The organism is Natronosalvus rutilus, from assembly GCF_024204665.1.
In the GTDB taxonomy this organism is placed as follows: domain Archaea; phylum Halobacteriota; class Halobacteria; order Halobacteriales; family Natrialbaceae; genus Natronosalvus; species Natronosalvus rutilus.
Genome location: NZ_CP100355.1, coordinates 1502520 through 1528121, shown reverse-complemented (window position 1 = coordinate 1528121; position 25602 = coordinate 1502520). Strand labels below are relative to the sequence as shown.

Annotated in this window: 23 protein-coding genes; 13 read left to right on the top strand and 10 right to left on the bottom strand. The window is 63.5% G+C overall.

Annotated features, from left to right (window positions below; genetic code table 11):
• Window positions 1–34: 34 nt before the first annotated feature.
• Window positions 35–946 (bottom strand): DNA-3-methyladenine glycosylase family protein, encoded by a 912-nt coding sequence (locus tag NGM29_RS07325; protein WP_254159802.1) that lies wholly within the window; start codon window positions 944–946, stop codon window positions 35–37.
• Window positions 947–1088: 142 nt separating this feature from the next.
• Here NGM29_RS07325 and NGM29_RS07320 point away from each other — a divergent pair, with 142 nt between their 5' ends.
• Complete coding sequence (locus tag NGM29_RS07320) at window positions 1089–1619, top strand: DUF555 domain-containing protein (protein ID WP_254159801.1); 531 nt, start codon at window positions 1089–1091, stop codon at window positions 1617–1619.
• Window positions 1620–1847: 228 nt separating this feature from the next.
• Here the strand turns inward: NGM29_RS07320 and NGM29_RS07315 are convergent, their stop codons facing one another.
• From NGM29_RS07315 to NGM29_RS07300, 4 genes are all read right to left on the bottom strand, one after another.
• Window positions 1848–2084 (bottom strand): UPF0058 family protein, encoded by a 237-nt coding sequence (locus tag NGM29_RS07315; protein WP_253438168.1) that lies wholly within the window; start codon window positions 2082–2084, stop codon window positions 1848–1850.
• 533 nt (window positions 2085–2617) lie between these two features.
• On the bottom strand, window positions 2618–2797 hold the full coding sequence (locus NGM29_RS07310; RefSeq protein ID WP_254159800.1) for a DUF7836 family putative zinc-binding protein: 180 nt from the start codon (window positions 2795–2797) through the stop codon (window positions 2618–2620).
• A gap of 97 nt (window positions 2798–2894) precedes the next feature.
• Window positions 2895–3860: a transcription initiation factor IIB gene (locus tag NGM29_RS07305; protein WP_254159799.1), complete on the bottom strand. Its 966-nt coding sequence runs from the start codon at window positions 3858–3860 to the stop codon at window positions 2895–2897.
• Window positions 3861–4066: 206 nt separating this feature from the next.
• Window positions 4067–4351 carry a DUF357 domain-containing protein gene (locus NGM29_RS07300; RefSeq protein WP_254159798.1) on the bottom strand — a complete coding sequence of 95 codons (285 nt, stop codon included), beginning with the start codon at window positions 4349–4351 and terminating at the stop codon, window positions 4067–4069.
• Between the two features lie 127 nt (window positions 4352–4478).
• Between NGM29_RS07300 and NGM29_RS07295 the strand changes: the two genes are divergently transcribed.
• Together NGM29_RS07295 and NGM29_RS07290 are read left to right on the top strand one after the other, a co-directional pair.
• Window positions 4479–5843, top strand: a complete 1365-nt coding sequence (locus tag NGM29_RS07295; protein WP_254159797.1) for a DUF389 domain-containing protein — start codon at window positions 4479–4481, stop codon at window positions 5841–5843.
• Window positions 5844–5867: 24 nt separating this feature from the next.
• Window positions 5868–7232 carry an FAD-dependent oxidoreductase gene (locus NGM29_RS07290; RefSeq protein ID WP_254159796.1) on the top strand — a complete coding sequence of 455 codons (1365 nt, stop codon included), beginning with the start codon at window positions 5868–5870 and terminating at the stop codon, window positions 7230–7232.
• 27 nt (window positions 7233–7259) lie between these two features.
• On the opposite strand, the gene NGM29_RS07285 is transcribed toward NGM29_RS07290, so the two are convergent.
• Window positions 7260–7694, bottom strand: coding sequence for a thiol-disulfide oxidoreductase DCC family protein (locus NGM29_RS07285; protein WP_254159795.1), 435 nt, complete (start codon window positions 7692–7694; stop codon window positions 7260–7262).
• 242 nt (window positions 7695–7936) lie between these two features.
• On the opposite strand from NGM29_RS07285, the gene NGM29_RS07280 reads away from it, so the two are divergent.
• Window positions 7937–9478: an HTTM domain-containing protein gene (locus tag NGM29_RS07280; RefSeq protein ID WP_254159793.1), complete on the top strand. Its 1542-nt coding sequence runs from the start codon at window positions 7937–7939 to the stop codon at window positions 9476–9478.
• A gap of 1071 nt (window positions 9479–10549) precedes the next feature.
• Here the strand turns inward: NGM29_RS07280 and NGM29_RS07275 are convergent.
• Window positions 10550–12961 carry a DUF7827 domain-containing protein gene (locus tag NGM29_RS07275; protein ID WP_254159792.1) on the bottom strand — a complete coding sequence of 804 codons (2412 nt, stop codon included), beginning with the start codon at window positions 12959–12961 and terminating at the stop codon, window positions 10550–10552.
• Between the two features lie 657 nt (window positions 12962–13618).
• Complete coding sequence (locus NGM29_RS07270) at window positions 13619–14383, bottom strand: VOC family protein (protein ID WP_254159791.1); 765 nt, start codon at window positions 14381–14383, stop codon at window positions 13619–13621.
• 110 nt (window positions 14384–14493) lie between these two features.
• Between NGM29_RS07270 and rdgB the strand changes: the two genes are divergently transcribed.
• The 9 genes from rdgB (at window position 14494) to NGM29_RS07225 (ending at window position 23106) form a co-directional block, all read left to right on the top strand.
• Window positions 14494–15087, top strand: coding sequence for an RdgB/HAM1 family non-canonical purine NTP pyrophosphatase (gene rdgB, locus NGM29_RS07265; RefSeq protein WP_254159790.1), 594 nt, complete (start codon window positions 14494–14496; stop codon window positions 15085–15087).
• Between the two features lie 169 nt (window positions 15088–15256).
• Window positions 15257–16267 carry an NAD-dependent epimerase/dehydratase family protein gene (locus tag NGM29_RS07260; protein ID WP_254159789.1) on the top strand — a complete coding sequence of 337 codons (1011 nt, stop codon included), beginning with the start codon at window positions 15257–15259 and terminating at the stop codon, window positions 16265–16267.
• Window positions 16268–16526: 259 nt separating this feature from the next.
• Window positions 16527–16886 (top strand): hypothetical protein, encoded by a 360-nt coding sequence (locus NGM29_RS07255; RefSeq protein ID WP_254159788.1) that lies wholly within the window; start codon window positions 16527–16529, stop codon window positions 16884–16886.
• Between the two features lie 227 nt (window positions 16887–17113).
• Complete coding sequence (locus NGM29_RS07250) at window positions 17114–17629, top strand: helix-turn-helix transcriptional regulator (RefSeq protein WP_254159787.1); 516 nt, start codon at window positions 17114–17116, stop codon at window positions 17627–17629.
• A 188-nt stretch (window positions 17630–17817) separates the two neighbouring features.
• Window positions 17818–19548 carry a DUF7282 domain-containing protein gene (locus NGM29_RS07245; protein ID WP_254159786.1) on the top strand — a complete coding sequence of 577 codons (1731 nt, stop codon included), beginning with the start codon at window positions 17818–17820 and terminating at the stop codon, window positions 19546–19548.
• 157 nt (window positions 19549–19705) lie between these two features.
• A complete protein-coding gene (locus NGM29_RS07240; protein WP_254159785.1) occupies window positions 19706–20011 on the top strand; it encodes a MazG-like family protein in 306 nt (101 codons plus the stop codon).
• Between the two features lie 168 nt (window positions 20012–20179).
• Entirely contained in the window at window positions 20180–21703 is a 1524-nt protein-coding gene (locus NGM29_RS07235) for an MATE family efflux transporter (protein ID WP_254159784.1), read from the top strand.
• 47 nt (window positions 21704–21750) lie between these two features.
• Window positions 21751–21957 carry a hypothetical protein gene (locus NGM29_RS07230; RefSeq protein ID WP_254159783.1) on the top strand — a complete coding sequence of 69 codons (207 nt, stop codon included), beginning with the start codon at window positions 21751–21753 and terminating at the stop codon, window positions 21955–21957.
• Between the two features lie 12 nt (window positions 21958–21969).
• Window positions 21970–23106: a tyrosine-type recombinase/integrase gene (locus NGM29_RS07225; protein WP_254159782.1), complete on the top strand. Its 1137-nt coding sequence runs from the start codon at window positions 21970–21972 to the stop codon at window positions 23104–23106.
• A 108-nt stretch (window positions 23107–23214) separates the two neighbouring features.
• Here NGM29_RS07225 and NGM29_RS07220 read toward each other — a convergent pair whose 3' ends face one another.
• Both NGM29_RS07220 and NGM29_RS07215 read right to left on the bottom strand, forming a co-directional pair.
• The gene (locus NGM29_RS07220; RefSeq protein WP_254159781.1) at window positions 23215–24294 is read right to left on the bottom strand and encodes a DUF354 domain-containing protein; all 1080 of its coding nucleotides are present in this window, start codon (window positions 24292–24294) and stop codon (window positions 23215–23217) included.
• Window positions 24291–25550, bottom strand: a complete 1260-nt coding sequence (locus NGM29_RS07215; RefSeq protein WP_254159780.1) for a glycosyltransferase family 2 protein — start codon at window positions 25548–25550, stop codon at window positions 24291–24293. The genes NGM29_RS07220 and NGM29_RS07215 overlap by 4 nt, the downstream gene beginning before the upstream one ends.
• Window positions 25551–25602: the final 52 nt, after the last annotated feature.

Here is a 25602-nt window from a genome sequence, read left to right as displayed (position 1 = left end):
CGAATTGGTCGCGAGCCGAATTTCTCGTGAACCGCTACGCGTCGACGGCACCCGTTCGCAGGTGGTGGAAGAGGTACGTCTGGGCGTACCCCGCGTACCGCCCACCGAGTCGTTCGCGGATCGCCCGAGACGTCTCGGCGTACGATCCCTGGTCGCAATCGGGGTAGTACTCCGCGATGGCGCTCCTGATCCACGTGTCGAGGGGGACGGCCTCGTCGAACCCTAGCGAGAAGAGCAGGACGCAGTCGGCCACCTTGTCGCCGACGCCGACGAACCGCGTGAGGTGCTCGCGAGCGGCTTCGTACTCGAGTTCGCGGGCGTCCTCGGGACGGGCCTCGCCGTCTGCGACCATCTCGGCCGTGCGCTGGACGTAGGGGGCGCGATACCCCAGGCGAAGGTCCCGGAGGTCGGCCTCGGTGGCGGTCGCGAGCTGTTCGGGCGTCGGGAAGGCGTAGACGGTCTCGCCGGCGAGCGCGTAGGCGTCGCCGTACTCCCTCGCGAGCGTCGAGACCATGCCGTGAATGCGTCCAACGCGCATCTGCGCCGAGCAGATGAACGAGATCAGGGTCCCGAAGGGCGGGTCGTCGACCAGTCGCATCCCATCGTGGGCCGCGTACGCCGCCTGGACCAACGGATCGTCGGGCGCGTCCGCGGCGATCGCCTCGAGGTCGTCCTCGAGACGCAACAGTTCGCGGACGAGCGGGTCGGCGTCAGCCGTCGATTGCCACTCCAGGTCGCCGCCGGAACCATCGGGCTGACGCACCTGGATCGGGACGCCGTCGACGACGGTCCGGTACCACGCCTCGGGCGCTCGACGGTCCGTGTACATCTCGCCGTCGCTTCGCGTCCAGAGGTAGCTCTGCCCGCTCTCGAGGGTGAGGTACAGATCGAACCCGCCCGAGAGGGCTTCGACGGCAATCGTGTCGCTGACAGTGGCTGTCGCCATCGCTCTCGTCGTGGCCTTCGTGGGTGCGGGTATGGGCCTTCTGATTTTGGCCTGGTTCGAAAATCCGACAGTGATAGCGAGACCGACGCCTGTGGCCCACTACGGGCGAACCTTCATACCGAATGCGATACAATAGCTCACTATGCACTGCAGGGTTGTCGTCGAAGCTGCCGTGCCGGTGTTCGACGTCGAGACGGAGGACGAGGCAATCCGTATCGCCATCTCGAAAACGGGCGAGATGCTGAACCCTGACCTGAACTACGTCGAGATCAACATGGGCGAGCGCACCTCCCCCGGCGGCGAGGAACTGCCGCCCGCTTTCATCGCCGCCGACGAGGCCCTCGTCGCCCTCGAGCTCGAGATGACCGTTTTCAACGTCGAACGCGAGGAACACGCCTCCCGCATCGCTCGCAAAGAGATCGGCCAGCGCCTCGAGAACATCCCGCTGGAGGTGCTCTCGGTGACGGTGCTCGAGGACGACGAGGACGAAGACGACGACAGCTACACGGACGACAACAGCGACGCGGACAACGATAGTGACGTGGACGACGACAGCGACAACGAAACGTCGACCGACGAGTCGGCTCGAGACGACGAGACTCCCAACGAAGACGCGGGTGGCGAGACGGACGACGACGACGTCCTCCCCGAATTCGAAGATTTGCTCGAGTAACGATTACGCACCGGACGCAGTAATCGACCAGTCATCGCACGAATCCGGAGCCAGCGTGCATCTCGAGTGAGGGCAGGAACTATCCATTGCTCGAGAGCGGTCGAAGTACGGATTCGTGGAGTAGAATGCGAAGCGAGGCGGAGAGTTCGATTTGAAGTCGAAATCGAACATCAGATAGAGACAGTCTTTCCAGTTGGCAGTGTCGTGGACTAGGGTATCGCAGGAAACTCAGTCGGCCGTGGCTGCGACGGCTTCCGCCTCCCCCTCTCGCATCGGTTGCGTAATTCCCCCAGCCAGCGCAAAAACAGCAGCTTTGTGATCGGTTTTCGATTTGTGGATTGATGTCGGTCGAATCCCAAGAGACTCGTACTCGTCGAGCGAAACCGAACAGTCCTCCCAGTTGGCACAGTGGTTCGATACTTCGGCAAGAAGGCCGTGAAGGTGAATGAGCTCTTGTTTCTTCATAACCATGCAATCATACCCACTGCAGGGTTATATTATTATCTTGAGTCTCGTTAACACGCTCCAGGTAACGATTGAACGAAATTTCGCCGTTCGAGACCATCTCGAAGGGAAATCGATCGGCAAAAACACCTCGGAAGGATCGGCCTAACGGGATTTTGAACGGTGTAATCTGTGATTTCTGACGGAATCCAACGAGGTTTCCCGGGGGACGCGGATCGGCTTTGGCTGCGCGGCCCAAACTGGTCGCCAGTTGGGGGCGTAGTAATTGACACGGACGACGGAATCTGGCGCTCGCTGACGTCGAGTCGGCGCCCGAGCAAACCGATCGATGACCGGAGTCGAAAAACCGCCTCACGGTCGCGTTCCGATCGACCGACCATCAAGATCGTACTCGAACTCGAGCATCGAGTCCTCGTTCACCCCTTCGAGACGCGGCGCTCTGCACAGGTGCGCTCGAAAAAAGGATCCGCGACCGGACCGCAGCCGTTACACAAAGTCAAGGAGAAAGCCCACGACTTCAGTCGTGGGAGTAGTCACCCGAGTTGTTTCAACGTTCGCAGATCGCGGTCCGTCCGGGTAAATTCGGCCATTCGCCGGGAGGCGTGGCAGTTAGGACAGTGAAACATCGAGGTGGAGTCGGGCAATTCCGCCGGCGTAAGTTGCCATTCTTTGACGCATTCAGGGCAGACGAGTTGGACAGTCGTTTCGACCATGCTATGGCAATACACACCCACCGTCAAAAACGTTACCGCGCAGTTGAAACGATGAGTCGATCGACACCGAGACTGTGGATACGGTCGTCGACCGACTTTATACCGTCATCGTGTCGCTGGCCTCGAGCAACTCCTTGTATCGGTTTCGGATGGTGACTTCGGAGATGCTCGCGACCTCGCTGACGTCGTTCTGGGTGACCTTCTCGTTGGTCAGCAGGGCCGCAGCGTACACCGACGCGGCCGCGAGGCCGACCGGCGACTTGCCACTGTGGACGCCCTCCTTGCGAGCCGACTCGAGCAGGTCGCGTGCCCGGCGCTCGGTTTCGTCCGAGAGGTCCAGGTCGCTGATGAACCGCGGGACGTAGCTCTCGGGATCGGCCGGCTTGATCTCGAGGTTGAGCTGGCGGACGATGTAGCGGTAGGTCCGGGTGAGCTCCATCCGGTCGACGCGGCTGACGGCGGCGATCTCGTCGAGGCTGCGCGGCGTCCCGGCCTGTCGCGCGGCGGCGTACAGCGCCGAGGTCGCGACACCCTCGATCGAGCGTCCCGGGAGCAGGTCCTCGTCGAGCGCCCGCCGGTAGATCACGCTGGCGGTCTCGCGGACGTTCTCCGGGAGGCCGAGCGCGCTCGCCATGCGGTCGATCTCGCCGAGAGCCTGCTTGAGGTTGCGCTCCTTGCTGTCCCGGGTGCGGAAGCGCTCGTTCCAGGTGCGCAGGCGCTGCATCTTCTGGCGCTGGCGGCTCGAGAGCGAGCGCCCGTAGGCGTCCTTGTCCTGCCAGCCGATGTTGGTCGACAGGCCCTGGTCGTGCATCATCTTGGTCGTCGGCGCGCCGACGCGGGACTTCTTGTCCTTCTCGGCGGAGTCGAACGCGCGCCACTCGGGCCCGCGGTCGATCTCGTCTTCCTCGACGACCAGGCCACACTCCGAACACACCGTCTCCGCGTGCTCGCTGTCCGAGACCAGTCGGCCGCCGCACTCGGGGCACTGCTCGTCCTCGCTGGCCCGTGGCTCCTGTTCCCGCTGTGTCTCGCCACTGTAGGTTCGAATTGTCGTATCTGTCATGGTGTATCGACTCAGTTACTCAGAGCTCCCGGGTGGGGGGGTACCAGAAGAAAACCCGGACGCTCCAGCTAACATACGGTAAGGGCGAAAGGCATATAAAGCTTTTGCCTTCTTTATAAAGAGTCACGCGAGTAGTTATGTACGTTTCGGTTAGTACATGATCGTTCGTTGAGTATCGGGCGTCGAGCGGGAGACCGCCGGCGCCGTCAGACGGTAAAGAGGTGCCCCTCGGTCGGCACATCGAACAGTCCGATCCGAGCCCCGGCATCGAGCCAGGCGTGTCCGTACGAGAACGCCGCGAGCGCGTTCACCAGGTCGTCTTCCTCCCGGAAGTGGCGACCGTCCTCAAGGTACGACCGAGCCATTTCGTCACACTCCGCGGCAGCCTCGGCCATCGGGGTTCCCTCCGGCGGCGCGACGGTCGCCGCCCCGAGCGCCTCCGCCAGCAAGGTCCCGTAGCGATCGGTCTTCTCCTCGAGATCAGCGGGCATACGCGATGGTCAACGGGAACGGCCGTAAACTCATCGTCATCGCCACCGTCATCGAGTGCGGACGGTCCGTTCACAGCGACTGTCAGGTCGATAAAGACGTAACTAGAGGGCCGTGGTATCGCCGGCGATGCGATTGATACAGGCGCTCGTCCCCTCCGCCGTTCGGGACGACGTGCTGTTCGCGCTCGACACCGAGGGAATCGACTACGTGACCCTCCGGGAGAACACCGACGGGGAAGACAGCGTCATCGTCCAGTTTCCGTTGCCCACGCAGGCCGTCGAGGAGGTCCTCGGGACGCTCGAGGACGCCGGCGTCGACGACGAGTTCATCGTCGTCAGTTCGATCGAGACGGCGCGAACGCCGGGCCTCGAGTCCCTCGAGGAGCGCTTCGTCAGCGGGAGCGAGTCCGACGACAGCATCTTCTACGAGGAGATTCGAACGCGGGCGCTGAACATGACGCCGAACCGCCTCACCTACTACGCGATGACGCTCCTGAGCGCGATCGTGGCGACGGCCGGCCTCCTGCTCGATTCGCCGGCCATCGTCGTGGGGTCGATGGTCATCGCCCCGCAAGTGAGTGCCGCGCTGACCGGCACCGTCGGGATGGTGCTCAACGACCGCGGCATGATCGTCAGCGGCATCACCTCGCTCGTCGGCGGACTGGTGGCCGCGATGGCCGGCGCGTTCGCGTTCGCCTGGCTCATTCGCTCGGGCGGGATCGTCCCCTCGACCATCGAGATTACGGCCATCCACCAGGTGAGCACCCGCATCTCGCCCGACCTCCTCTCGCTGATTATCGGCATCTGCGCCGGTGCCGCGGGCGCGTTCGGGCTCGCGACCGCCCTGCCCGTCTCGCTTGTCGGCGTCATGATCGCCGCGGCGCTCATCCCCGCCGCGGCAGCCGTCGGCATCGGCCTGGCCTGGAACGCGCCCCTGGTCGCGGCCGGGGCGTTCGTCCTGCTCACGATCAACGCCGCGTCCATCGTCCTCTCCGGCCTCGCCGTCTTCTGGTACCTCGGCTACCGGCCCGGCGACTGGGTTCCAGGTGATCTGAGTCAGAACCTGACCCGCGCCCGCCTCAGTGCGATCGTCCCCGCCGTACTCGTCCTCTCGCTCGTCTGCCTGCTCGCCGGCGGCGTCCTCTTTCACCACGTCACCTTCGAGAACGACGTCAACGAGGAGGTTCGGACCGTCCTCGACGACCCCGAGTACGACCAGCTCGAGCTCGTCGGCCTTCGAACGGAGTTCGCTGGGGGCGACCTGGCCACGTCGTACGAGGTGACCGCCGTGGTTCGTCGCCCCGACGGTGTCAGCTATCCAAACCTCGTCGCCGCCCTCGAGGACGCGCTCGAGGATCGGACGGGCCGCCAGATCGAGGTGACCGTCGAGTACGTCGATCAGGACACCGGAACGAACCGTGATGACGCTCGGTTCGAGTTGGTGAACCGGCCGACGACCGACCGGGGAATGCCAGGAACGCAAGGCGTTTAGGTCGCCTGTGCGTAGTACGGATACATGAGCGACGCCCCTCGAGTCGAAATCTACACCAAAGAGAACTGCTCGTATTGCGAGAAGGCGAAGGACCTCTTCGACGCAAAGGAGGTCGAGTACGAGACGTACAACGTCACGGGCGACGAGGACCTGTTCGAGGAGATGGTCGACCGCGCCGAGGGCCGAAAGACCGCGCCCGAGGTGTTTATCGACGACGAACTGATCGGCGGCTGGGACGACACCAGCGCGCTCGACGAGACCGGCGAACTCGACGAACTGCTCGGCATCGCCCGCGATGCCGACTGCGAGGTCGTCGAGCACCGTCGCCTGATCATCGCCGGGACGGGCATCGCCGGCCTGACGGCGGCCATCTACGCCGGCCGATCGAACAACGAGCCCCTGGTCATCGAGGGCGACGAACCCGGCGGCCAGCTCACCCTGACGACCGACGTGGCGAACTACCCGGGCTTCCCCGAGGGTATCAGCGGGCCCGAACTCGTGAACGATATGAAAGCACAGGCCCGCCAGTTCGGCGCCGAACTGAAAAACGGCATCGTCGCGAACGTCGAACGACTCGAGGACCCCTCGGTCGTCGAGGGCGCCACCGAGGACTCGTTCTGCGTCGACCTCACGAACGGCGATCGCTACACCGCCGACGCCGTCATCGTCGCCTCCGGCGCCAGCGCCCGGACCCTCGGCATCCCCGGCGAGGACGAACTCATGGGCTACGGGCTCTCGACGTGTGCGACCTGTGACGGCGCGTTCTTCCGGGACGAGGACATGCTCGTCGTCGGCGGCGGCGACGCGGCCATGGAGGAAGCCTCGTTCCTCACGAAGTTCGCCGACACGGTCTACCTGGCCCACCGCCGCGAGGAGTTCCGCGCCGAAGACTACTGGGTCGACCGCGTCCACGAGCACGTCGAGGACGGCAACATCGAGATCATGAAGAACACCGAACTGATCGAGATCCACGGCTCCCAGGAGGAAGGCGTCGATCACGTCACCCTCGTCCGCAACGAGAAGGGGCACCCGACCGACCGCCTCGACGACCCCGAAACCGAGGAGTTCGACTTCGACGTCGGCGCCGTCTTCTTCGCCATCGGCCACACGCCAAACACCGACTACCTCGAGGGACTCGGCATCGAGACCGACGACGAAGGCTACCTCAAGACGAAAGGTGGCGACGGCGGCGGCCAGACCGAAACCGCCGTCTCCGGTATCTTCGGTGCTGGCGACGTCGTCGACTACCACTACCAGCAGGCCGTCACCGCCGCGGGCATGGGCTCGAAAGCGGCCATCGACGCCGACGAATACTTAGAGGACTTCGAGCGAGAGCGCGAGGAGGTTGTGCTCGAGGAGAGCGAGGAAGTTCCGGCGGCCGACGACTGACGACTGTCGGCTGATACCTGACGCCAGTCAGGAGTCGGTACGCTCGAGGAACCGCGACTGCACGTCACCCGTCGGCATCATACACTGCTCTTTCTTCCCGAACCAGCGATAGCGCCGGTTCGCGACGAAGTCGTACGCCCAGTCTCGAACCGGGCGCGGGACGAATCGAAACGGCGACAGCAGGGCGTAGATCCCGCCGAGATGCCTCGCCGTGCGGATAATCGCCCCCGACTTGACGTAGCTCTCGTCGCCCTCGATCAGGACGACCGACTCGAGTTCGTCGGTCGGGAGGCCGTACTCGGCACACAGCGCCTTGCCTACGTCGGACTGGAGGGACGCGAAGTAGAACTGCTCCTCCGTATCGCGGGGCACGACGAACTGGACGAAGCCGTTGCAGAGGTTGCAGACGCCGTCGAAGAGGAGAATGGGGGCATCTGCGGGAACCTCGAGGTTGGCGCTCATTGGTCGGACCTATGGCTGGGGTGCAGTTCAGCGTTTCGACGGCGGTGATTGGGATCGATGGCCTCAACTAGAGATTTTCGCGGATTTGGGTGTGCCGGGGCCTACAGTTCGAGTACGAGCCAGGAGTTTCCTCGAAATCACACCGACCAAAACTGCGTGAGAGGATTGAAACTGCACGACAAAGGAGACAACAAACTTATGCGTCATTGCGCGTGACACCTCGAAAACGAGTGAACTGAACGATGTCCTCGCAATCCACCTCCAGTCTGGACCGGCTGTCAGCCGCCATGGATCGATTCTCCGTCGCCCTCCAGCGGCGGTTCGAGATAGACCTCCGGGCGCTCGCTGCGTTCCGAATCGCGCTCGGCCTCCTTATCATCCTCGACCTGCTGAATCGGACTCGGGACTTTCACGACTTTCACACTGATGCGGGTATTCTCCCAGTAAAGGCGCTCTATTCGGATTATTCGGACGTGTACTCGTTACACGCACTCTCGGGCGAAGCCTGGGTGCAGGCACTCCTCTTCCTCATCGCAGGTGCGTTCGCGCTCGCGATGGTTCTTGGCTATCGAACCCGTTTCGTAACGATCGTCTCCTGGCTCTTGCTCATGTCGTTGCACATCCGGAACCCGATGGTGCTCAACGGTGGCGACGCCCTCTTGCGTCTGTTGGTGTTCTGGGGAATCTTCCTCCCGCTCGGTGAGCGCTGGTCGATCGATGCCCGTGGAGTCGACCGACCACGGTCGACGGTCGCCAGCGAAGCGACGATGGCCGTGCTCTTGCAGGTCTTCCTGATGTACGCCACGAACGCTATCCACAAATATCGGAGCGACACGTGGATGGACGGCGAAGCGGTCCTGTACATCTTCCAGGCGGATCATCTGACGATTCTACTCGGCAACGTACTCGCGGACCAGTTCATGCTGCTCAGAGTATTCACGTACGCCTGGCTCGTGTGCATCTTCGCCTCTCCGCTCTTGCTAATTCTCACTGGGTATCCGCGCGCCGCGCTGGCCACGGCGTTCGCTGGCATGCACGTCGGAATGTTCCTCACGCTACGTATCGACCTGTTTCCCCTGATCTCTCTCGCCGGCTTGGTGCTGTTCTACCCACCGGTCGTCTGGGACAAAGTGGCCGACCTCGCCGATCGGTTCGGCGTCGCGTCACCGATGCGGACTCGACTCGAGTGGCTACAGCGAACGACATCGGAACTCCCGTCACCATCGGTCTCGAGTCCATCGATCCCGAAGGTTGTCACCCTCGGACGCGGCGTGTTCATCTCGGTGGTCCCCGCGGTGTTCCTGTTCCTCATCCTGTTTTCGAACGCTGCCGCCGTCGATTACACCGAGGTCCCAGAGCCCGGCGAGGAGATACTCGACACCACGAAGACCGATCAGAGCTGGCGGATGTTCGCACCCGAACCGACGTCCAACGCACGGTGGCTCGTCGCTCCCGGCGAGCTCGAGAACGGATCCGAAGTCGATGCCCTGAACGGCGGGGAGGTCACCTGGGACAAGCCGCCGAGCGTCGAACGAACGTACGAGAGCTCGCGCTGGCGAAAGTACCTCCTGAACATGCGCTACGCCAGCAACGAGAACCACCGATCGTACAGTGCGAACTACCTCTGTGAACGCTGGAACGCCGAGCACGAGACCGAACTCGAGACCGTGACCATCTATGGACTGACTGATCTCGCCGAGCCGTACGACGACGAGCAGGACATCGCCCGGTTCAAACTCATCGAGTACGACTGTTCGGGCGACTTCGTTCAGGAGTCTGCGTAGTACGATTCTACGACTCAATCGGAGTGTCACGCGAGTAGGGCGGTCGCTCGAGAAGCTTGCGCCCGGAACTATTCCGTACGACCGTCACGCTCGAATAGCCGCTGGCGATCCGTGTACTTCGTGCCTCCCCGGCCTCCAGGACAGTACCGTCGACTGTACGGAAAGTCCCTCCAGTCCTGGAGACCGGATTTGGGTCCGCGGACCGGACCAAGCGTTCGAGACGTCGAACGAGACTAAGGGTCACGCGATAGGGATCTAGGAGTCGGGAGGTGAACGCGATCGTCTTCTGGGGAAGGACGAGTATCGAACGTCGTGAACCATCGAAACCGCCGGAACCTCGCGGACGATGACGAGCACGCGGTGGGATTCAGAGGCGAGCACGCGTTTACCGTACGACTGTTTGGAACGAACCCAGTGTCGACGACTCGAGCGGAAGGTGCTACAGACCAAATAGCAACCGATAGACGACTCTTGGTTTCGAGTGTCGGTCGATGCCCACACGGTAGCCCGCTGACGCCTCGAGGACATGCCGCTCGAGACTACTCGATGCTCGTGTGGCTTCGAGGGGCAGCGCGGTCTGGACGACGGCCGGTGTTCACCGTCTCTCCACTCTCAGGAGCGATGCACTCCGGGGGCAGCGGAAAAACGTAGATCCCGGCTCACTCGGCAGGGACATGCTAAGAGAGACATCCCTGCCGACTGCTCGAAACGAGTGGCCATCGTGGGGCAGGCGGGTCTCGAACCGTGACTGGTTGGGGTACGAGATTGGAGAAATGGGGTCCAGAGGGACGTTCGAAGAACGTGACCAAGCGATCCACGTCTCGCGTGGGAGCCAATTCGTCGGGCTCGACTGGTCGTCGATCGCGTGAGCCAGCACCGTCGTCCGATGCACAGCTATGGCGTCGGAAACGGTTCGGTTGGTCGAACGCGGCTCGAGAAGATTCAGTTGGGACGGTACGTTCGGGGTGTATCGTCAGTACTGGGTTCGAGGACGAACGCTGTCGCTGGCCGGTGTAGCGTTCGATAAAATGAAAACCGCGGGACCGGAACTGCTCCGGTTAGTTCAACTGCTTAGTCCTGGCGGCGGAGTGCCAGCATCGCAGCGCCGAGGAGTGCGACGAGAGCGACAGCGACGCCGAAGCCGGGCTGGCCGTCGTCATCGCCTTCGTCGGATTCGTCAGACTCGTCGGATTCGTCAGACTCGTCGGACTCGTCGGATTCGTCAGACTCGTCGGATTCGTCAGACTCGTCGGATTCGTCAGACTCGTCGGATTCGTCAGACTCGTCGGATTCGTCAGACTCGTCGGATTCGTCAGACTCGTCGGATTCGTCAGACTCGTCGGATTCGTCAGACTCGTCGGATTCGTCGGACTCGTCAGACTCGTTGGAGGAGTCAACGGTGAAGGTACCCTCGTCGATGACTTCGTCGCCAACGATGAGCTGCCAGTCGTGGTCACCAGCAGAGGCCTTCTCGTCCGTGCCCTCGAGCGTGGTGGATTCACCAGCGCCGACGGTCACGTTCTCGTCGATGACGTTCTTCTCGCCATCCACGACGAGCTGAACGGTGGTCGTGCCTTCCTCGTCACCGTTGTTCTCGAGATCAACGGAGAACTCGAGGACCTCACCTTCGACAGCGTTCTCGGGGAGGTTTGCGGTTGCCTTCCAGGCAGCGCCGGACTCTTCGTCAGAGTCTTCGGCCTCAACAACGACACCGGTGTACTCAACGTCAGCGCCACCAGCTTCCGATGCGCTGACGGAGCGGAGTTCCTCACCGGCCTCGCGGTCGCTGAGATCGAACGTGGTGGTTGCCGTGTGGTCGTCACCGATGACGACACCGGACTGGGAGAGAACCGAGGTCTCGAAGCGGAGTCGGAAGTCGACTTCCGTACCGGGCGCGACGTTGCTCGTCACGGTAACCGGGGATTCCTCGCTGTTCTCGAGTTCGACGGCGTCGTCGTCGTTGACGTTCTCGAAGTCAATCGTACGCTCTTCGATGCTGACGTCGGCGTTGTCGCCTTCGTCCTCAGTGACGTACGGGTTGTCTTCGGTGACCGTGAACTCAACGTTCCAGGTTTCGCCGGCGTCGACGTCACCGTGGGCACTGAGGTCAGTCACGACGTAGAACGTACCGTTCTCGGCGTCAGGAACGACCTGATAGTCATGCTCGGTAACGCTGAACGAGTCAGCCTCACCGTAGCGTGGGTCGTTCGTGTCAGTGAACGTCAGGGTGACGTTACTGGATTCGTTCCACGTTCCGTCATCATCGAAGAGGTAACCGTAGACACCAGTTGCCTCGACCTCAACAACAGTGAGGTCGTCGTTAGCGATGGTGTCAGTCTGAGTCAGGTCGCCCTGAATGTTACTGAAGTCGTCATCATAGTTGTAGCTGGACGGCGCGGTCCAGGTGCTGAGGTCGCCAGTCGAGCGATCCTGCAGCAGGAGGAGCGCAGCGTCGAGTTCGTTGCCGGGATCGACAGTCTCGCCGTTGAAGACTTCGAGCTCGAAGTCAGCGGGCTGGAGACGGTAATCGCCGGAGAACTTGCTTTCTTCCTCGTCAACGATCTCGCCGTTGTCGCTAACGACTTCGAACGTGTCTTCGTCGTTAGCAGCAGCGTACGTGTTGAAGCGGATGGTCACTTCGCCTTCCTCATTGGTGTCTCGGACCGTGACGTTGGCGTCGTAGTTGTCATCCTCTTCAGCGAGGTGGACCGTAGCCGTGTCGGTGTTCTCGAACTGAACCGTGATGTCGACGTAGTCGCCAGCGTCAACCTCGTAGGTGTTCTGATCGAACGAGAGGTCGGGCTGGACTTCCGGGGCATCCTCAACGGTGATCGAGGGCGTAGCCTCAGCCGTCGTGTCAGGGACATCGACGGTGAAGTTGTACTGACCAGCAGCGATGCCAGAGAAGTTACCGTCGAGCGTCTGGTCACCGTCGTTGACGACGTAGACGTCGCCCTGAGCGGAGCCAGCAGTAGTGCCGAAGATGCTCTCGAGGTCGTCGCCGTCGAGGCCCTCAGCGCTGATGTTGGTCTGGTAGGTGCCACGGTTCGAGTCGATCGTAAGCGAAGACTCCATACTCTGGTCCGAGTTGTAGACGGAGTCTTCACTCCACTCAGACGTCAGAGACTGTTCGACGACTTCGAAGGTCGTCTCTTCGGTACCGTCAGCGCCACCGGAGCTGATCCAGTACATACCGGAATCAAGCTCGGTCGAGTCTACGGTAACGTAGTCGCCGTTAGAGGCGAGTTCGCGCTCAAGACCTTGGTCATCGTCTTTAGTTCCTTTGCGGAGCTGTACGTCATCTCCAGTGGTGTAATAACCATCTTGTCCCTGCCAGAGCAGAGACTCGCCGGAGAGGTCTTCACCGTGATTCGACGCAGCGGCGGAGCCCGCGAGAGCAGCGCCACCGATCGCGACCACAGAGAGGACCATCAGCGTAGCCATGACGACTGCGCTGAACTTATCCTTATAATTTCCTGTCATTGTTATCGTTGTATTCTGTTACGGCAACAGTATCGTTCCTGCCAATCGCACATTACCGTGCGTGAGGCCATACTTACTACTGTCACCCTGGGTAGGGGTATTAGATACCGAAGAGCCATTGTTATAAATGCTTTGTGGTGGTCTCGGGGTATGCCAACCCTGCACAATCTCCCTCAGACCCCGCTCAGTCCGGTATTAGCGCTGTACGCGGTCGACCTACAACACGAGAACACATATAAAGGCCAGTAACTGTCATGAATTAGTGAGGGTCACGGATTGGCGCAGGAGCGGCTCCAACACTGGTGCCCAGATCGAACTATTCACCGGGAGTGAGTATCCAGAACTTCCGAGAGGACGGATTACTCGAGCGATTGTAAGGCTGGATTACCGCCTCAAGAATCCAACCAGTCACGGGAGTGGCGGCGAACGCGACGACGATTCGACCGGGGCGAGGACGAGTCGTGCGCAGCGTGGTCACTGGGGTCTGGTTCTCGAGGGTCGCACTGCTCGAACCGCTCGAACCACTCAAACTACTTCAGCCACTCGAGCCGCTCGAGCTGTACGTAGCCGTGACACCACAACATCGATCCAGCGAGAAGATTCGATACCGCGGAAGGGGAAAAGGAACGTTCGTAACTGTTGATCGCTATCGGGAATTCAGTCTCGAGTCACGATCTCAATCTCGTGGCCGTCCTGATCCTTCGTGAACGCGTAGCGGTCGTCACACGACTCCGGATCCCGGTAATCCTCGCTCTCGCGCTCGAGCAACTGGTCCCAGGCCTCGTGCAGATCGTCGACGGAAACCGCGAGGTGACCCCAGGCATCGCCCAGCTCGTAGCTCCGGCCGTCGTAGTTGTAGGTCAGTTCGACGGTCATCTCCTCCGGGGCCGCACCCTCTCGCTGGACGAAGTAGTTCGCAAACGTGTCGGACTCCCAGCGGCTGACGTGCTCGTACTCGAACTTCCGCGTCCAGTAGCCCAGCGCCTCGTCGGCGTCCTCGACCCGGATCATCGTGTGGTCGAGGCTCCACTTCGCCCCGTAGTCGCGCTTGACAATCTCGATCTCGTGGCCGTCCGGATCTTTGACGAACGCGTAGCGGTTCCCGCAGGACTCGGGATCGCGGTAGTCCTCGACGCCCCCGTCCATCAGCTGCTGGTAGCTCGACTCGAGTTCGTCCTCGGGAACCCGAACGGCGATGTGGCCCCAGGCGTCGCCCATCTCGTAACTCCGGTCGTCGTGGTTGTACGTCAACTCGAGGACCGCGCCGTCCTCGTGGACGTCCTCGGGACCGAGGTAGACGTTGGTGAAGGTGTCCGCCTCCCAACGTCCTTTCTCCTCGTAGTCGAAGTGGGTGCCGTACCACTCCAAGCTCTCCTCGAGGTCCTCGACGCGCAGCATGACGTGATCGAGCGTAGCGTCCATGCCCAGAAACTCGGCCGCCGGGAGGAAAAGGCTAGCGGAGGCGGCGACCAGCGAGGGAGAGAAGAGGGGAAATCGACGGCGCTTTCCCGCTCCCGTGCGCGCCCACGCGTATGGACACCCTGTATTTCGCCACCGGCAACGCAGGCAAACTCGAGGAGGCTCGCGAGTACCTCGACGGGCAGGCGGCCCTCGAGCAGGTCGAGTACGACTACACCGAGATCCAGAGCGACGACCTGGGCGAGATTGCTGCGACGGGCGCTCGAGAGACCTACGACGCGATGACGGCCGAGGAGGCCAACGACGGGAGCGATGTCAACGGGAGCGACGTCGATGGCGTCCTGGTCGACGACACCGGCCTGTTCGTCGACGCCCTCGGCGGTTTTCCGGGGCCGTACTCGGCCTACGTCGAGACGACCGTCGGCGTCGAACGCGTCTGGCGACTACTCGAGGCCGAGGACGAATCCAATCGTCGCGCACACTTCCGCACGGTCATGGCCTACGCCGATGCCGAGGGCGTCGAGACCTTCGAGGGCTCCGTCGCGGGGACCATCGTCGCCCCGCGGGGAGAGGCAGGCTTTGGCTACGATCCGATCTTCGAGTACAACGGGCAGACGTTCGCGGAGATGACGGCCGCAGAGAAGAACGCCATCTCCCACCGCGGACGTGCGCTGGCGGCGTTCACCGACTGGTACGCGGATCAGTAGCCCCTCGGAACCCGCTCGAGTGACGAACTGGCCCAAGGGACGAACTAACTCGAGCAACGCGAACGACTCGGACGACGCGAACGACTCGAGCACCCCGCCACCCGTAGGAATCGAATACGACGGGGTACGTCCCCTATACTAAACCGCGGGCGACTGGTGGCTCCCGGCGATGGAGCATCACCCACTCGCCGATCGTCGCGTCCTCGTCACCGGTGGCGCCGGCTTCATCGGCAGCCACCTCGTCGACGCGCTGGCCCCCCACGCAGAGGTTCGCGTCCTCGACAACTTCGTCAACGGGACTCGCGAGCACGTCCACGACGACGCGACCGTGATCGAGGGCGACCTTCGCGACCCGATCGCCCTCCAGCGTGCGGCCCGAGGCGTCGACGTCATCTTTCACGAGGGCGCCATCGTCAGCGTCACCGAGAGCGTCGACGATCCGCGGCACACGAACGACGTCAATCTCGAGGGGACCCTGGGCGTGCTCGAGCAGGCGCGCCTCGAGGACGCCCGGGTCGTGCTGGCCTCGAGCGCGGCGATCTACGGCCACCCCGAGAGCGTCCCGGTCGCAGAGACGGACTCCCTGCGTCCGACCTCGCCATACGGGATCCAGAAACTCTCCCTCGATCACTACGCACACGCGTACAATCAGTTATATGGGCTCGAGACCGTCGCCCTGCGATACTTCAACGCCTACGGCCCCCGCCAACAGGGCCCCTACAGCGGCGTGATCGCGACGTTCCTCGAGCAGGCTCGCGCCGGCGAGCCGATCACCATCGAGGGCGACGGCGAGCAGACGCGCGACTTCGTCCACGTCTCGGACGTCATCCAGGCGAACCTCCTGGCGGCGACGACCGACGCGGTCGGACGGGCGTACAACGTCGGAACGGGTACGCGGACGTCGATACGGACGCTCGCCGAGACGATTCGAGACGTCACTGATTCGGACTCGGACATCGTCCACGTCGAGCCCCGGCCGGGCGACGTCCGCCACAGCGTCGCGTCCGTAGCTCGAGCGAGCGACGAACTCGACTTCACGGCACGCATCGACCTCGAGTCAGGGCTCGAGCGGCTCGTCGAAGCGGGGACGGACTCTCGAGGGGCGCAACGGGCAGCGGGTCGACCGACGAACGAGGTCGGCGGCGAGCGGGGGACGGCTGGCAGCCGGCAGGATGCGTAGGATGTGCAGAACGCGAAGTGCGCGCAGGACAGGAAGTGTGGACAGGACGCGTAGGATGCGTAGGACGAACTCACTCACGAGCCGGGCCAGATTTCGCTTTCAAACCCCGTAATCGTCACGGAAGCTGCAACGTACGGCGACGAGAATCCGACGAAGCTCCCACGTGAGAGACTCGAGACAGCCACGGCTTCGTGGGAGTCACTCTCGCGTGCGTGTAGGGCGCCGATAACTAACGAGGGAGCGGCCCTACTCCCTGGGTATGGCTACAATCGACAGCATCATCGTGTTCGCCGTGAGCTTGCTCATCGGAGCCCTCGGAATCTACGTCGGGGCCAGAGTCATCGTCGACACGGAGGATTACACCTACGCCCTGGTCACGGCCCTCATCGGGGCGATCGTCTGGGGCGTCGTCGGGTTCTTCCTCGGCTGGATTCCCCTCCTGGGCCCAGCGATCGTCCTCATCGCGTACCTTACGGTGATCAACGCCCGCTATCCAGGCGGCTGGATTCAGGCGGCGGCGATCACGCTCGTGGCCTGGCTGAGCGTGCTCATCGTGCTCTACATCCTCGCGTTCCTCGGCGTGACGACGTTCGACGCGGCAGGGGTCCCGGGCGTCTGAGCCGAGCCCGTCGGGTCGAATTGTTGAATCCTCGATGAACGGCACACGCCGGCTCTCCCCGTGCCGGACGCGGTCCCGAGGCGATCTCTCGAGTCGCCTGAGTGTCGCCGAATACAATATCACTTGTACTCTTATAAAAACTACTTTAGCGCCACGTGTCGATGATTGCTGACAGACCCCCCACAGAACGGCGTTTCGACCAGTCTCAACCGGTTAACACTCGTCGCATGAATTCAGCCACCATCTACAACCCGGTCATATTCGCCCCGGCCGAGTGGTCGACCCTCGAGTGGTCGGTCACCGGTATCGGTGTCGAGATACGTGCACAGGTGTTCGCGCTCCAGACACACCTCCAGGCCCAGACTCAGGGCGGCGAGGAGTCCCACCTGGCCGCGATCGTCGGCATCCTGGCGCTGGCGTTTCTGGGCGGTGGCCTGGTTCTCCGGAAGCGACTCGAGGCCGGGGCCGAGGCGGACTCGAGAGATTCGACCGAGGGTGAGTCAATGCTCACCGACCGCGAGCGGGTGTGCTCGCTGATCCAGCGAAACGGCGGGCGGATGAAGCAGTCGGCGATCGTCGACTCCGTCGACTGGTCGAAGGCGAAGGTGAGTCGCCTGCTGGCCGACCTCGAGGACGAGGGCGAAATCACGAAGTTGCGGATCGGTCGCGAGAACCTCGTGTGTATTCGGGGGAACGAGCCCACAGCGACCCGCTCGAGCGAGCCGCCGCGCGATCCCCAGTAGGTATCGAGTAGGTATCGAGTACACGACGCGGTGTCCGACGCAACCCCCAACGAAATGCCTCATTTCTGCCGCGGGCGCCGGTTGGAACGACGTCGGTAAGGAGCAGTTTGTCGTTTCCCCTCGAAAGCGTTGGGCCGGTTTATGCCCGCCTTCGTCAAGTTTCGAACGCCTTTACGGCACGAGATGACATGAGCACACGAAAACACGTAGTCGTCGTACTCGTCGCCCTCATGATGCTGACGAGTGGTGTTGCCCTGGTGGGGGCGGCATCCGCATCATCGGGGACGAGCCTGGCAATACAGGACGACGAGACGAACGACACAGAGAACGATACAGAGAACGACACTAGCGAGGCGGACAACGAGACCACACAACCGTCCGCGAGCGTGACGTTCAGCGACCAGACTACCGACGGAACCTCCGTCGTCGTCGACGAGGTGACGATGGAGGAGGGTGGCTTCGTGACGATCCACGATAGCTCGCTGCTCGTCGGCAACGTCATCGAGAGCGTCCTCGGAACCTCCGAGTACCTCGAGGCGGGCACGCACGAAGACGTCGAGGTCCAACTCGACACCTCGCTCGAGGAGAGTGAGACGCTGATCGCGATGCCCCACCTCGATACGAACGACAACGAGACCTACGACTTCGTCGAGACCGAGGGCGAAGACGACGGTCCCTACCTCACCGAAGACGGTGAGCCGGTGACCGACGAGGCTGCGGTGACCCTCGAGTCGGCGGAAGAGCCGGCTAACGAGACCGACGACGTCGATGACTCGGAAGCGGACAACGAGACCGACGACGCCGAAGACGAGAAGCCGTCTGAGTGCCCCGTCGAGGAGGAGGATGACGGCGACGACGCCGAAGCCGAACCACCGGCCGACGATGCTGACGAAGAACCGGCCAACGACAGCGACGACGCTCCCGTTATGGAGCCCGACGCTGACGCCGTCGAAGACGGTGTGACGATCGTCAACGCGAACTTCTCCGAGGTTACGATCGAAGAGGTCACGATCGAGAATGTCTACATCCTCGTCCTCGATGACGAGGAGGCGCTCGATCGCCTCGAGGAGATGCTGGGAGACGAAGAGAACGTGACCGTCGTCGACGGTGAAGACGAGATGGACGGCGTCGACGACAACGAGACTGACGACGGTCTCGACGACGAGACAGACGTCGGTGACGATGACGACATGGACGATAACGAGACCGACGACGAGACAGACGTCGGTGACGATGACGACATGGACGACAACGAGACTGACGACGGTCTCGACGACAACGAAACCGACGACGAGGCTGACGATGGCCTCGACGACAACGAAACAGATGTCGGTGACGATGACGACATGGACGACAACGAGACTGACGTCGGTGACGACAACGAAACCGACGCTGGTGTCGGAGATGGCGATGACATGGACGACAACGAGACAGACGTCGGTGACGGCGACATGGAATCGTTCACCGTCGAAAACCTCGAGGCACCGGAGAACGCGACCGTCGGTGACACCATCACGGTCAACGCGACCGTCACCAACCCCAACGACGAGGAAGCCACCCAGGACGTCGAGTTCAGGCTCCAGGGCAACCTCGTCGAGTCACAATCGGTGACGCTCGACGCGGACTCGAGTGACACCGTCGAGTTCGAGGTCGACACCACCGGTGTCGAAGCTGGCGAGTACGTCCACATGGTCCTCACCGACGAGTTCGGTGAAGTAGCCTTCATCGAGCTGATCGAGGAAGACGAGATGGACGACACCGAGACCGACGAGGACGACGCGGACGATAACGAAACCGACGCTGACGACAACGACACTGACGAGACCGACGACTACGACGACAACGAGACCGACGACAACGAAACCGACGACACGGATACGGACTCCCGTATTCCGATCGGCGTCGTCGGACTGGTCTAGGCACGACCGGACGTCGAGTCGCTATTTTTCAGTCGAACATCACCAGACCCGTGAACGTGTGTCCGCTCGAGTGACTGACCGAGTGGTAAAACGAGCAACTCGCTCGAGTAGTCACGAAACCGACGCTATTTTCGATCAATCGACTCACGTTCCAGTCATGGATACCCAAAATGACGTCGCTGCGTTTCTCGAGCGACACGACCTCGAGACGGATCCGGCCTATCGCGCCCTCGACCTCAGTTCAGAGGTCGGTGAGGTGGCGAAAGAACTCACCGAGTCAACGGCCTACGGAGCTGACCCCGACGCTGCTGCCATCGCTCGAGACGAACTCGGTGACGCGCTCTTCGCCCTGCTCGCACTCTGTACCGAAGTCGACGTCGACGCCGGAGCAGCTCTCGAGGAATCGCTCGAAAAGTACGAGCGGCGACTCGAGACGAGCGGAAGCGCTGGCTCCGGGAGCTGACGGGCGAACGTGACGGCCGAGAAGAACGATAAGTTGGGGACCAGGGTCGCGAACGAGGAGAGGGCGTGCGAACCCCACCCGTGGGATATGGTTTCGATTCGAAACCGGTCGACCATGCCGCGTCGGGAAGTGCTTTTAAGCGGAGGCTTCTAGGCTCGCGTGATTCCGGTGGTCCGTCGCGTCCCGAACCCGTTTCGATTGCTGATTCTCTGGATCGGCTTCGCCCTCGCTCGAGCGGGCCTGATCGAGCGCGAACGGGCCCGGCGGACCACCGACCTCGCGTGGCCGCGCATCGTCACCGGCATCGCTCGCATGTCGAAGAGCGCCGTCGACGTCGCGATGGTCGGCATCGCCATCGGCTCGTCGGCCATCGCCGGTGTGGGGTTCGCCGGCCCGTTCTGGGGGCTCGCGTTCTCGGTCGGCGGTGGCGTCGCCGGTGGCACCATCGCGCTCGTCTCCCAGCGCTACGGCGCCGAGGCCTACGACCAGCTCGGACAGGCCGTTCGCTCGAGCGTCTTCCTCGTGGTCGTCGTCTCACTCCCGATCACGGCCACCTTCTGGCTGTCCGCCGAGTCCTTCATCGGACTGATCACGGATAACCCGGACGCGATTCGGTACGGATCCGACTACCTCCAGGTCGTCGCCCTCGGTATCCCCTTCGCGGGACTCAACCTCATCGGGAGCCGCGTGTTCGTCGGCATGGACGACGCCTGGACCCCGATGGTCGTCCGGGCTGGCGGCGCCGTCGCCAACATCGGGATCAACGCGGTCCTGATCTTCGGGCTCGACCTAGGCGTCGTCGGCGCCGCCCTCGGGACCGTCCTCTCGAACGTCGCCGTCACCGCGGTCTTCGCGGTCGGCCTGACCGCCGGTCGGCTGCCCGGGGCGAGGGAGTTCCCCGTCCACGTCGATCCCGTTGGGAGCTACGTGGATGCCCCGACGCTGCGTGATCTGGTCACAATCGGTCTCCCCGTGTTCGGGACCAACCTCGTCTGGACCCTCGCCGAGTTCCCCATGCTCGCCATCGTCGACGTCTTCGGCGAGGACACCGTCGCCGCTTACGTCATCGCCCGGCGCATCTGGGGCGTCATGAACACCCCCGGGTGGGGCTTCGGGCTGGCCTCCTCGAGTCTGGTCGGGCAGGTACTTGGCACCGGCGACGAGGGAACCGCCGAGCAGTACGGCCGCGAGATCATCCGCTTCGCCGTCGCCGTCTACGCGGTCTCTGCGTTCCTGGTCTTCGTCTTTGCCGAGCAGATCACGTTGCTGTTCAGCAACGATCCAACGGACCCCGCGATTCCGATCGCCGTTTCGCTCGTTCACGCCGCCTGCGTCGCCGTCGTGCTTCGCGGCGTGTCCGGTGGCGCCTCCGGTCCGCTTAACGCCAGCGGCGACACCCGCTGGCCGTTCTACAGCCAGTTCCTCGGGATGTTCGGCTTCGCAATTCCGCTCGCATACCTCGGCGCGAACGGGCTCGATCTCCCGCCGCTCGAGGCCGCCGTCCCCCTCGTCGACGCCACGGTCGCGGTTCCCGGCGTCTCGATACCCGCGATCGGGCTGATGGGGCTGTACCTCGCGTTCGTCGCCGAGACGGCCGTCCCCGCAGCGGTCAACTACTACCGATTCTCGACGGGGAAGTGGAAACAGATCAGCCGGTCGTACCGCCCGGAGACGCCGACGGCGGACGACTGACGGTCGCAACGGTAACTTTCTTTCCGTTTCTGAAGACCGAAACGCAGATGTACGAGGCTCGAGTAGGAAGCGACGAGAATGACCGTCGAGTCCCGCTCGGCAGGCAGGTGCCTCGTGGAGGCCGCGTCGACCGTCGGGCCCTCTGTTTCCCCGTTCCGGTTACGGTCCCGGTCCCGGACCCGGTCTCGGTCCCGTTTCTCGAGTACTCGACGTCGCACCCGGAGCGAGAGGCGTGTGGAACCCGACGGACGTGAGGTGAGCGCCACGTGAGCGAGGTCCGCGTTCGCGTCGCCGACGCCGTCGACGCCTACCTCCAGCGCAAGGCCGTCGGCAACCCGGACGGACCCGGTGCCGGAACCTACGCCTCGAACGCCGAGTCCGTCCTCCGTCGGTGGGCAGAGTGGCTCGAGCGCGAACACGACGTCGCCTCGCTGTTCGACCTCGACGTCGAACACATGCGCGCCTACGCCGAGGAACTCGACGACAGAACGCGCCGGGGCGACTACACCGCCTCGACGGCCGGCACCTACTTCGCCGTCGTCAGGGCCTTCCTCTCCTGGTGTGTCCGCGGCGGCATCCTCGAGACCAATCCCGCCGCGACCGACGCCGCCGAGGGAGCACTCCCGGTCGACGACGGCGCCGACGCCAGCGACCGATCCTGGACCCGCGAGCAGCGCGACGCGCTCGAGGCGTTCGTCCGCGAGCGATCGCTCGAGGCCGAGGACGCCCCCAGAACTGAACGCCTCGCCCGACTGCGCGAGTACGCGATGGTCGCCGTGCTGGCTCACTCGGGGGTCCGCGGCGCCGAACTCTTCCGGGTCCCGGAGGACGACCGCCGCACCGGGGCGACCTGGGCCGACGTCGACTTCTACTCGGGAACGATTCGCGTCCTGGGGCGATCACAGCGCCTCGAGGACGTGCCGCTCCCGGCCTCGGCGCGGACGCCACTTCGGCGCTACCGCGTCGTCCAGGATCCGCCCTCGAACGAGTGGCCGCTGTTCCCGACCCGTCACGCCCCCTCGGTCGCCCGGCGGGTGCGGACGGTTCTCGAGGAACGCGGGTTCGACACCGAGGAGATCGAATCGCTCTGTGAGAAGCACACGTCCGCGGAACTCTCGCGACGGTTCGCCATCGCGCCGCCGGCGATCACCACCGAGGGCGCGCGTTCGATCCTGAAACGACTGTGTACGGCCGCCGAGATCGACGTCGGTGGGGATTACCTGACCCCGCGAGGAGCACGGACGGGGCTGGGCGAGCGAACCTATCCAGGCGAGCAAGCTTCGGTGGAGACGGCCCTCCGCCAGCAGTCGTCGGAGCAGTCGATCGCCGTCATCGAGGATCGACTCGAGTTGGGGCGCGGCGGTGCAGACGGGGAAACGGACGCGAACGCGGACGAACCTTGATCGACGGAAACCGTACGAATCCTGATCGAGGAGAGCCTCACGAATCCTGATCGAAGAGAACTGCACGAACCTTAATCGAGGAGAACCGACCGCCTCGAGGTCTCACGGTCAGTCCGCCGAAACGGCCCGCTGCTCGACCGTTCGAACCGCTGCCCCACCCTGCTCGCAGAGTAGTTCCGTAACGTACGCCGCGACGTCAATTTTGTCCTCGAACAGCCGTTCCCGACGCGCCCGCCAGCGCGTCCTCGTCTCGGGATCCTCGACGATCTCCCGAACCAGCTCGAGTCCCTCCTCCTCGTCGGGCGTCGACCGGAGCAGGTCGTAGGTCTCCTCGAGTTCGACGAAGTTGGTCATGTCCGTCTCGCGGGCGGCGAACGACTGGATGCGGACGGTCGGCGTCCCGAGTAGGGCCGACTCGGTCGCCATCGTCGCCGAGTCGCCCGCGTAGCAGTCGGCGAAGTAAAGCAGGTCGTGGATCAGCGTCGGTGCCACCGGCAGCTGGTAGGCCTCGAGATCCGACGGCAGCGGGTCCGTACTCGTGATGTAGACGTCGCCGTACTCTTCGAGCATCGAGACGAGGCGGCGCTTGCCCTCGAGCGAGAGGCCGCCCTCGCCGACGTCGTGAAGCGCGTCCCATCGGCGAAACCGGAGGACGAAGTAGGTGGCGTCGGGGTCGACACCGTGGGCGACCAGCGCGTCCGGGTCGGGTTCGAAGTAGTCCGGGTGGAGGTAGGCGAGTTCGTGGAAACCGTCGTAGCGGACGTGGTTTGCGCCGTAGTCCTCGTCGTAGTTACGCGGGGTGGCGACCACGTGGGCGAACGGCGTCGTGATCCGGTGGGAGGTCGTCCCCTCGTTGTCGACGAAGACGACGCTCCGGGCGCCGACAAGCGGGGCAACGTGCGAGACCGCGACACCGCCGATGGCGGTCATCACGTCCGGACCGATCTTCCGAACTCGCCGGAGCAGGCGAAGTTCGTAGGCCAATTGCACCTTCGCGAGTTCCGACAGCGAGTCCTGGGGACCCGTCAGTACCTCGTGGGGGATGCCGAAGGCGTTGAGCAGCGGCACCGCCAGGTCGTTCTCGCGGGCGAAGACGAACACCTCGTGGCCCCGCGTCTCGAGTTCGTCGATGACGTGGCGATAGAAGTGGACGTGGGCGGGGTGCTGGATGGTGACGACGGCCTTCATTGGTCGTTCACCACCGTCACCGTGCCGACGTTAGCCTCGTGGTCGAGCGTCATCGCGAACGCGAGACACATCGCCCCGAGGAAGGCGTAGAGGACAGTCCAGCCGACCCGACCGGTCCGCGTCTCGGCACGGACGCGATTGGCCGCCGCCCACCCGAACGCCGCCGTCGCCAGCAGCCAGCCCGCGACGCCGAGACCGTAGAGGACCACCAGCGGGTGGAACTCGCGAACGACGTACCGTCGACCGAGTCGGCGCAGGAAGCCCGCCAGGAGGAGCTTCGAGAGCCGCGGCACGAAGGTCCGGTACTCGATGTGGCTCCGTTCGTCGCCGTAGACCGCCGGCATCGACACGTCCGCGATCCGGTAGCCGGCCGTGTTGAGTTCGACGAGCAGGTCGTTCGCGAAACCGTACTCCTCGTAGAGAGCGTCCAGGTCGACGGCCTCGAGCGCTCCCCTCGAGATGGCCGTGTAGCCGTTCTGGGGATCCATCATCTCCCAGTAGCCGCTGGCGACCTTCGTCAGGACGGTCAGGGTGACGTTGCCGAAGAGCCGCCAGTTCGACATCGACTCCCGGTGGTCCCGCCCAGCGAGGCGGTTGCCCTTGGCGTAATCGGCCTGGCCCTCCACGATGGGATCGAGCAGTCGGTGCAGCTGGTCGGGGTCCATCTGGGCGTCGCCGGCCATGACCGCGGTGACGTCCATCCCGTCCTCGAGAGCACGGCGGTAACCGGTCTTGATCGCACCGCCGACACCGCGGTTTCGCTCGTGACGGATGGGGACGACAGTCGTCGAGGCGTCCTCACTGGCCTCGTCGTCGCGCTGGCTCGAGTGGTCGGACGTCTCGAGGGGGGCGTCGGACCGCTGTGCGTGGTCGTCGACCGGGCGATCGAGTTCGCGTTCTCGCTCGATACTGCTCAGATCCGTCTCTGGGAGGCGATCCGTCTCGCCATCGGTGCTGGGGGCGACGCTCGAGCCGCCGTCGGGGGCCGTCCGATCGGGTTGGTCAGACCTGCCGGGCCGACCCCCTCCATCGCTCGAGGCCTGGACGGCGCTCGAGGAACCGTTTCCATCCGTCACCAGTTGCGGGGTCGCCCGCTCGGCGTAGCGCGTAATCTCGTCCCATGTGCCGTCCGTCGAACGGTCGTCGACGACGTACACCCGGTCGACGAACGCGGGCATCGTCTCGATCACTCGGCCGACGAACCCCTCCTCGTTGTAGGCGGGCACCACGACGCCGACGCTGTGTGCTCGGTACACGGTGCTCACCTCCGCGCAGGCGACGTGCTCGGAGGGCGAGCGTCGAACTCGC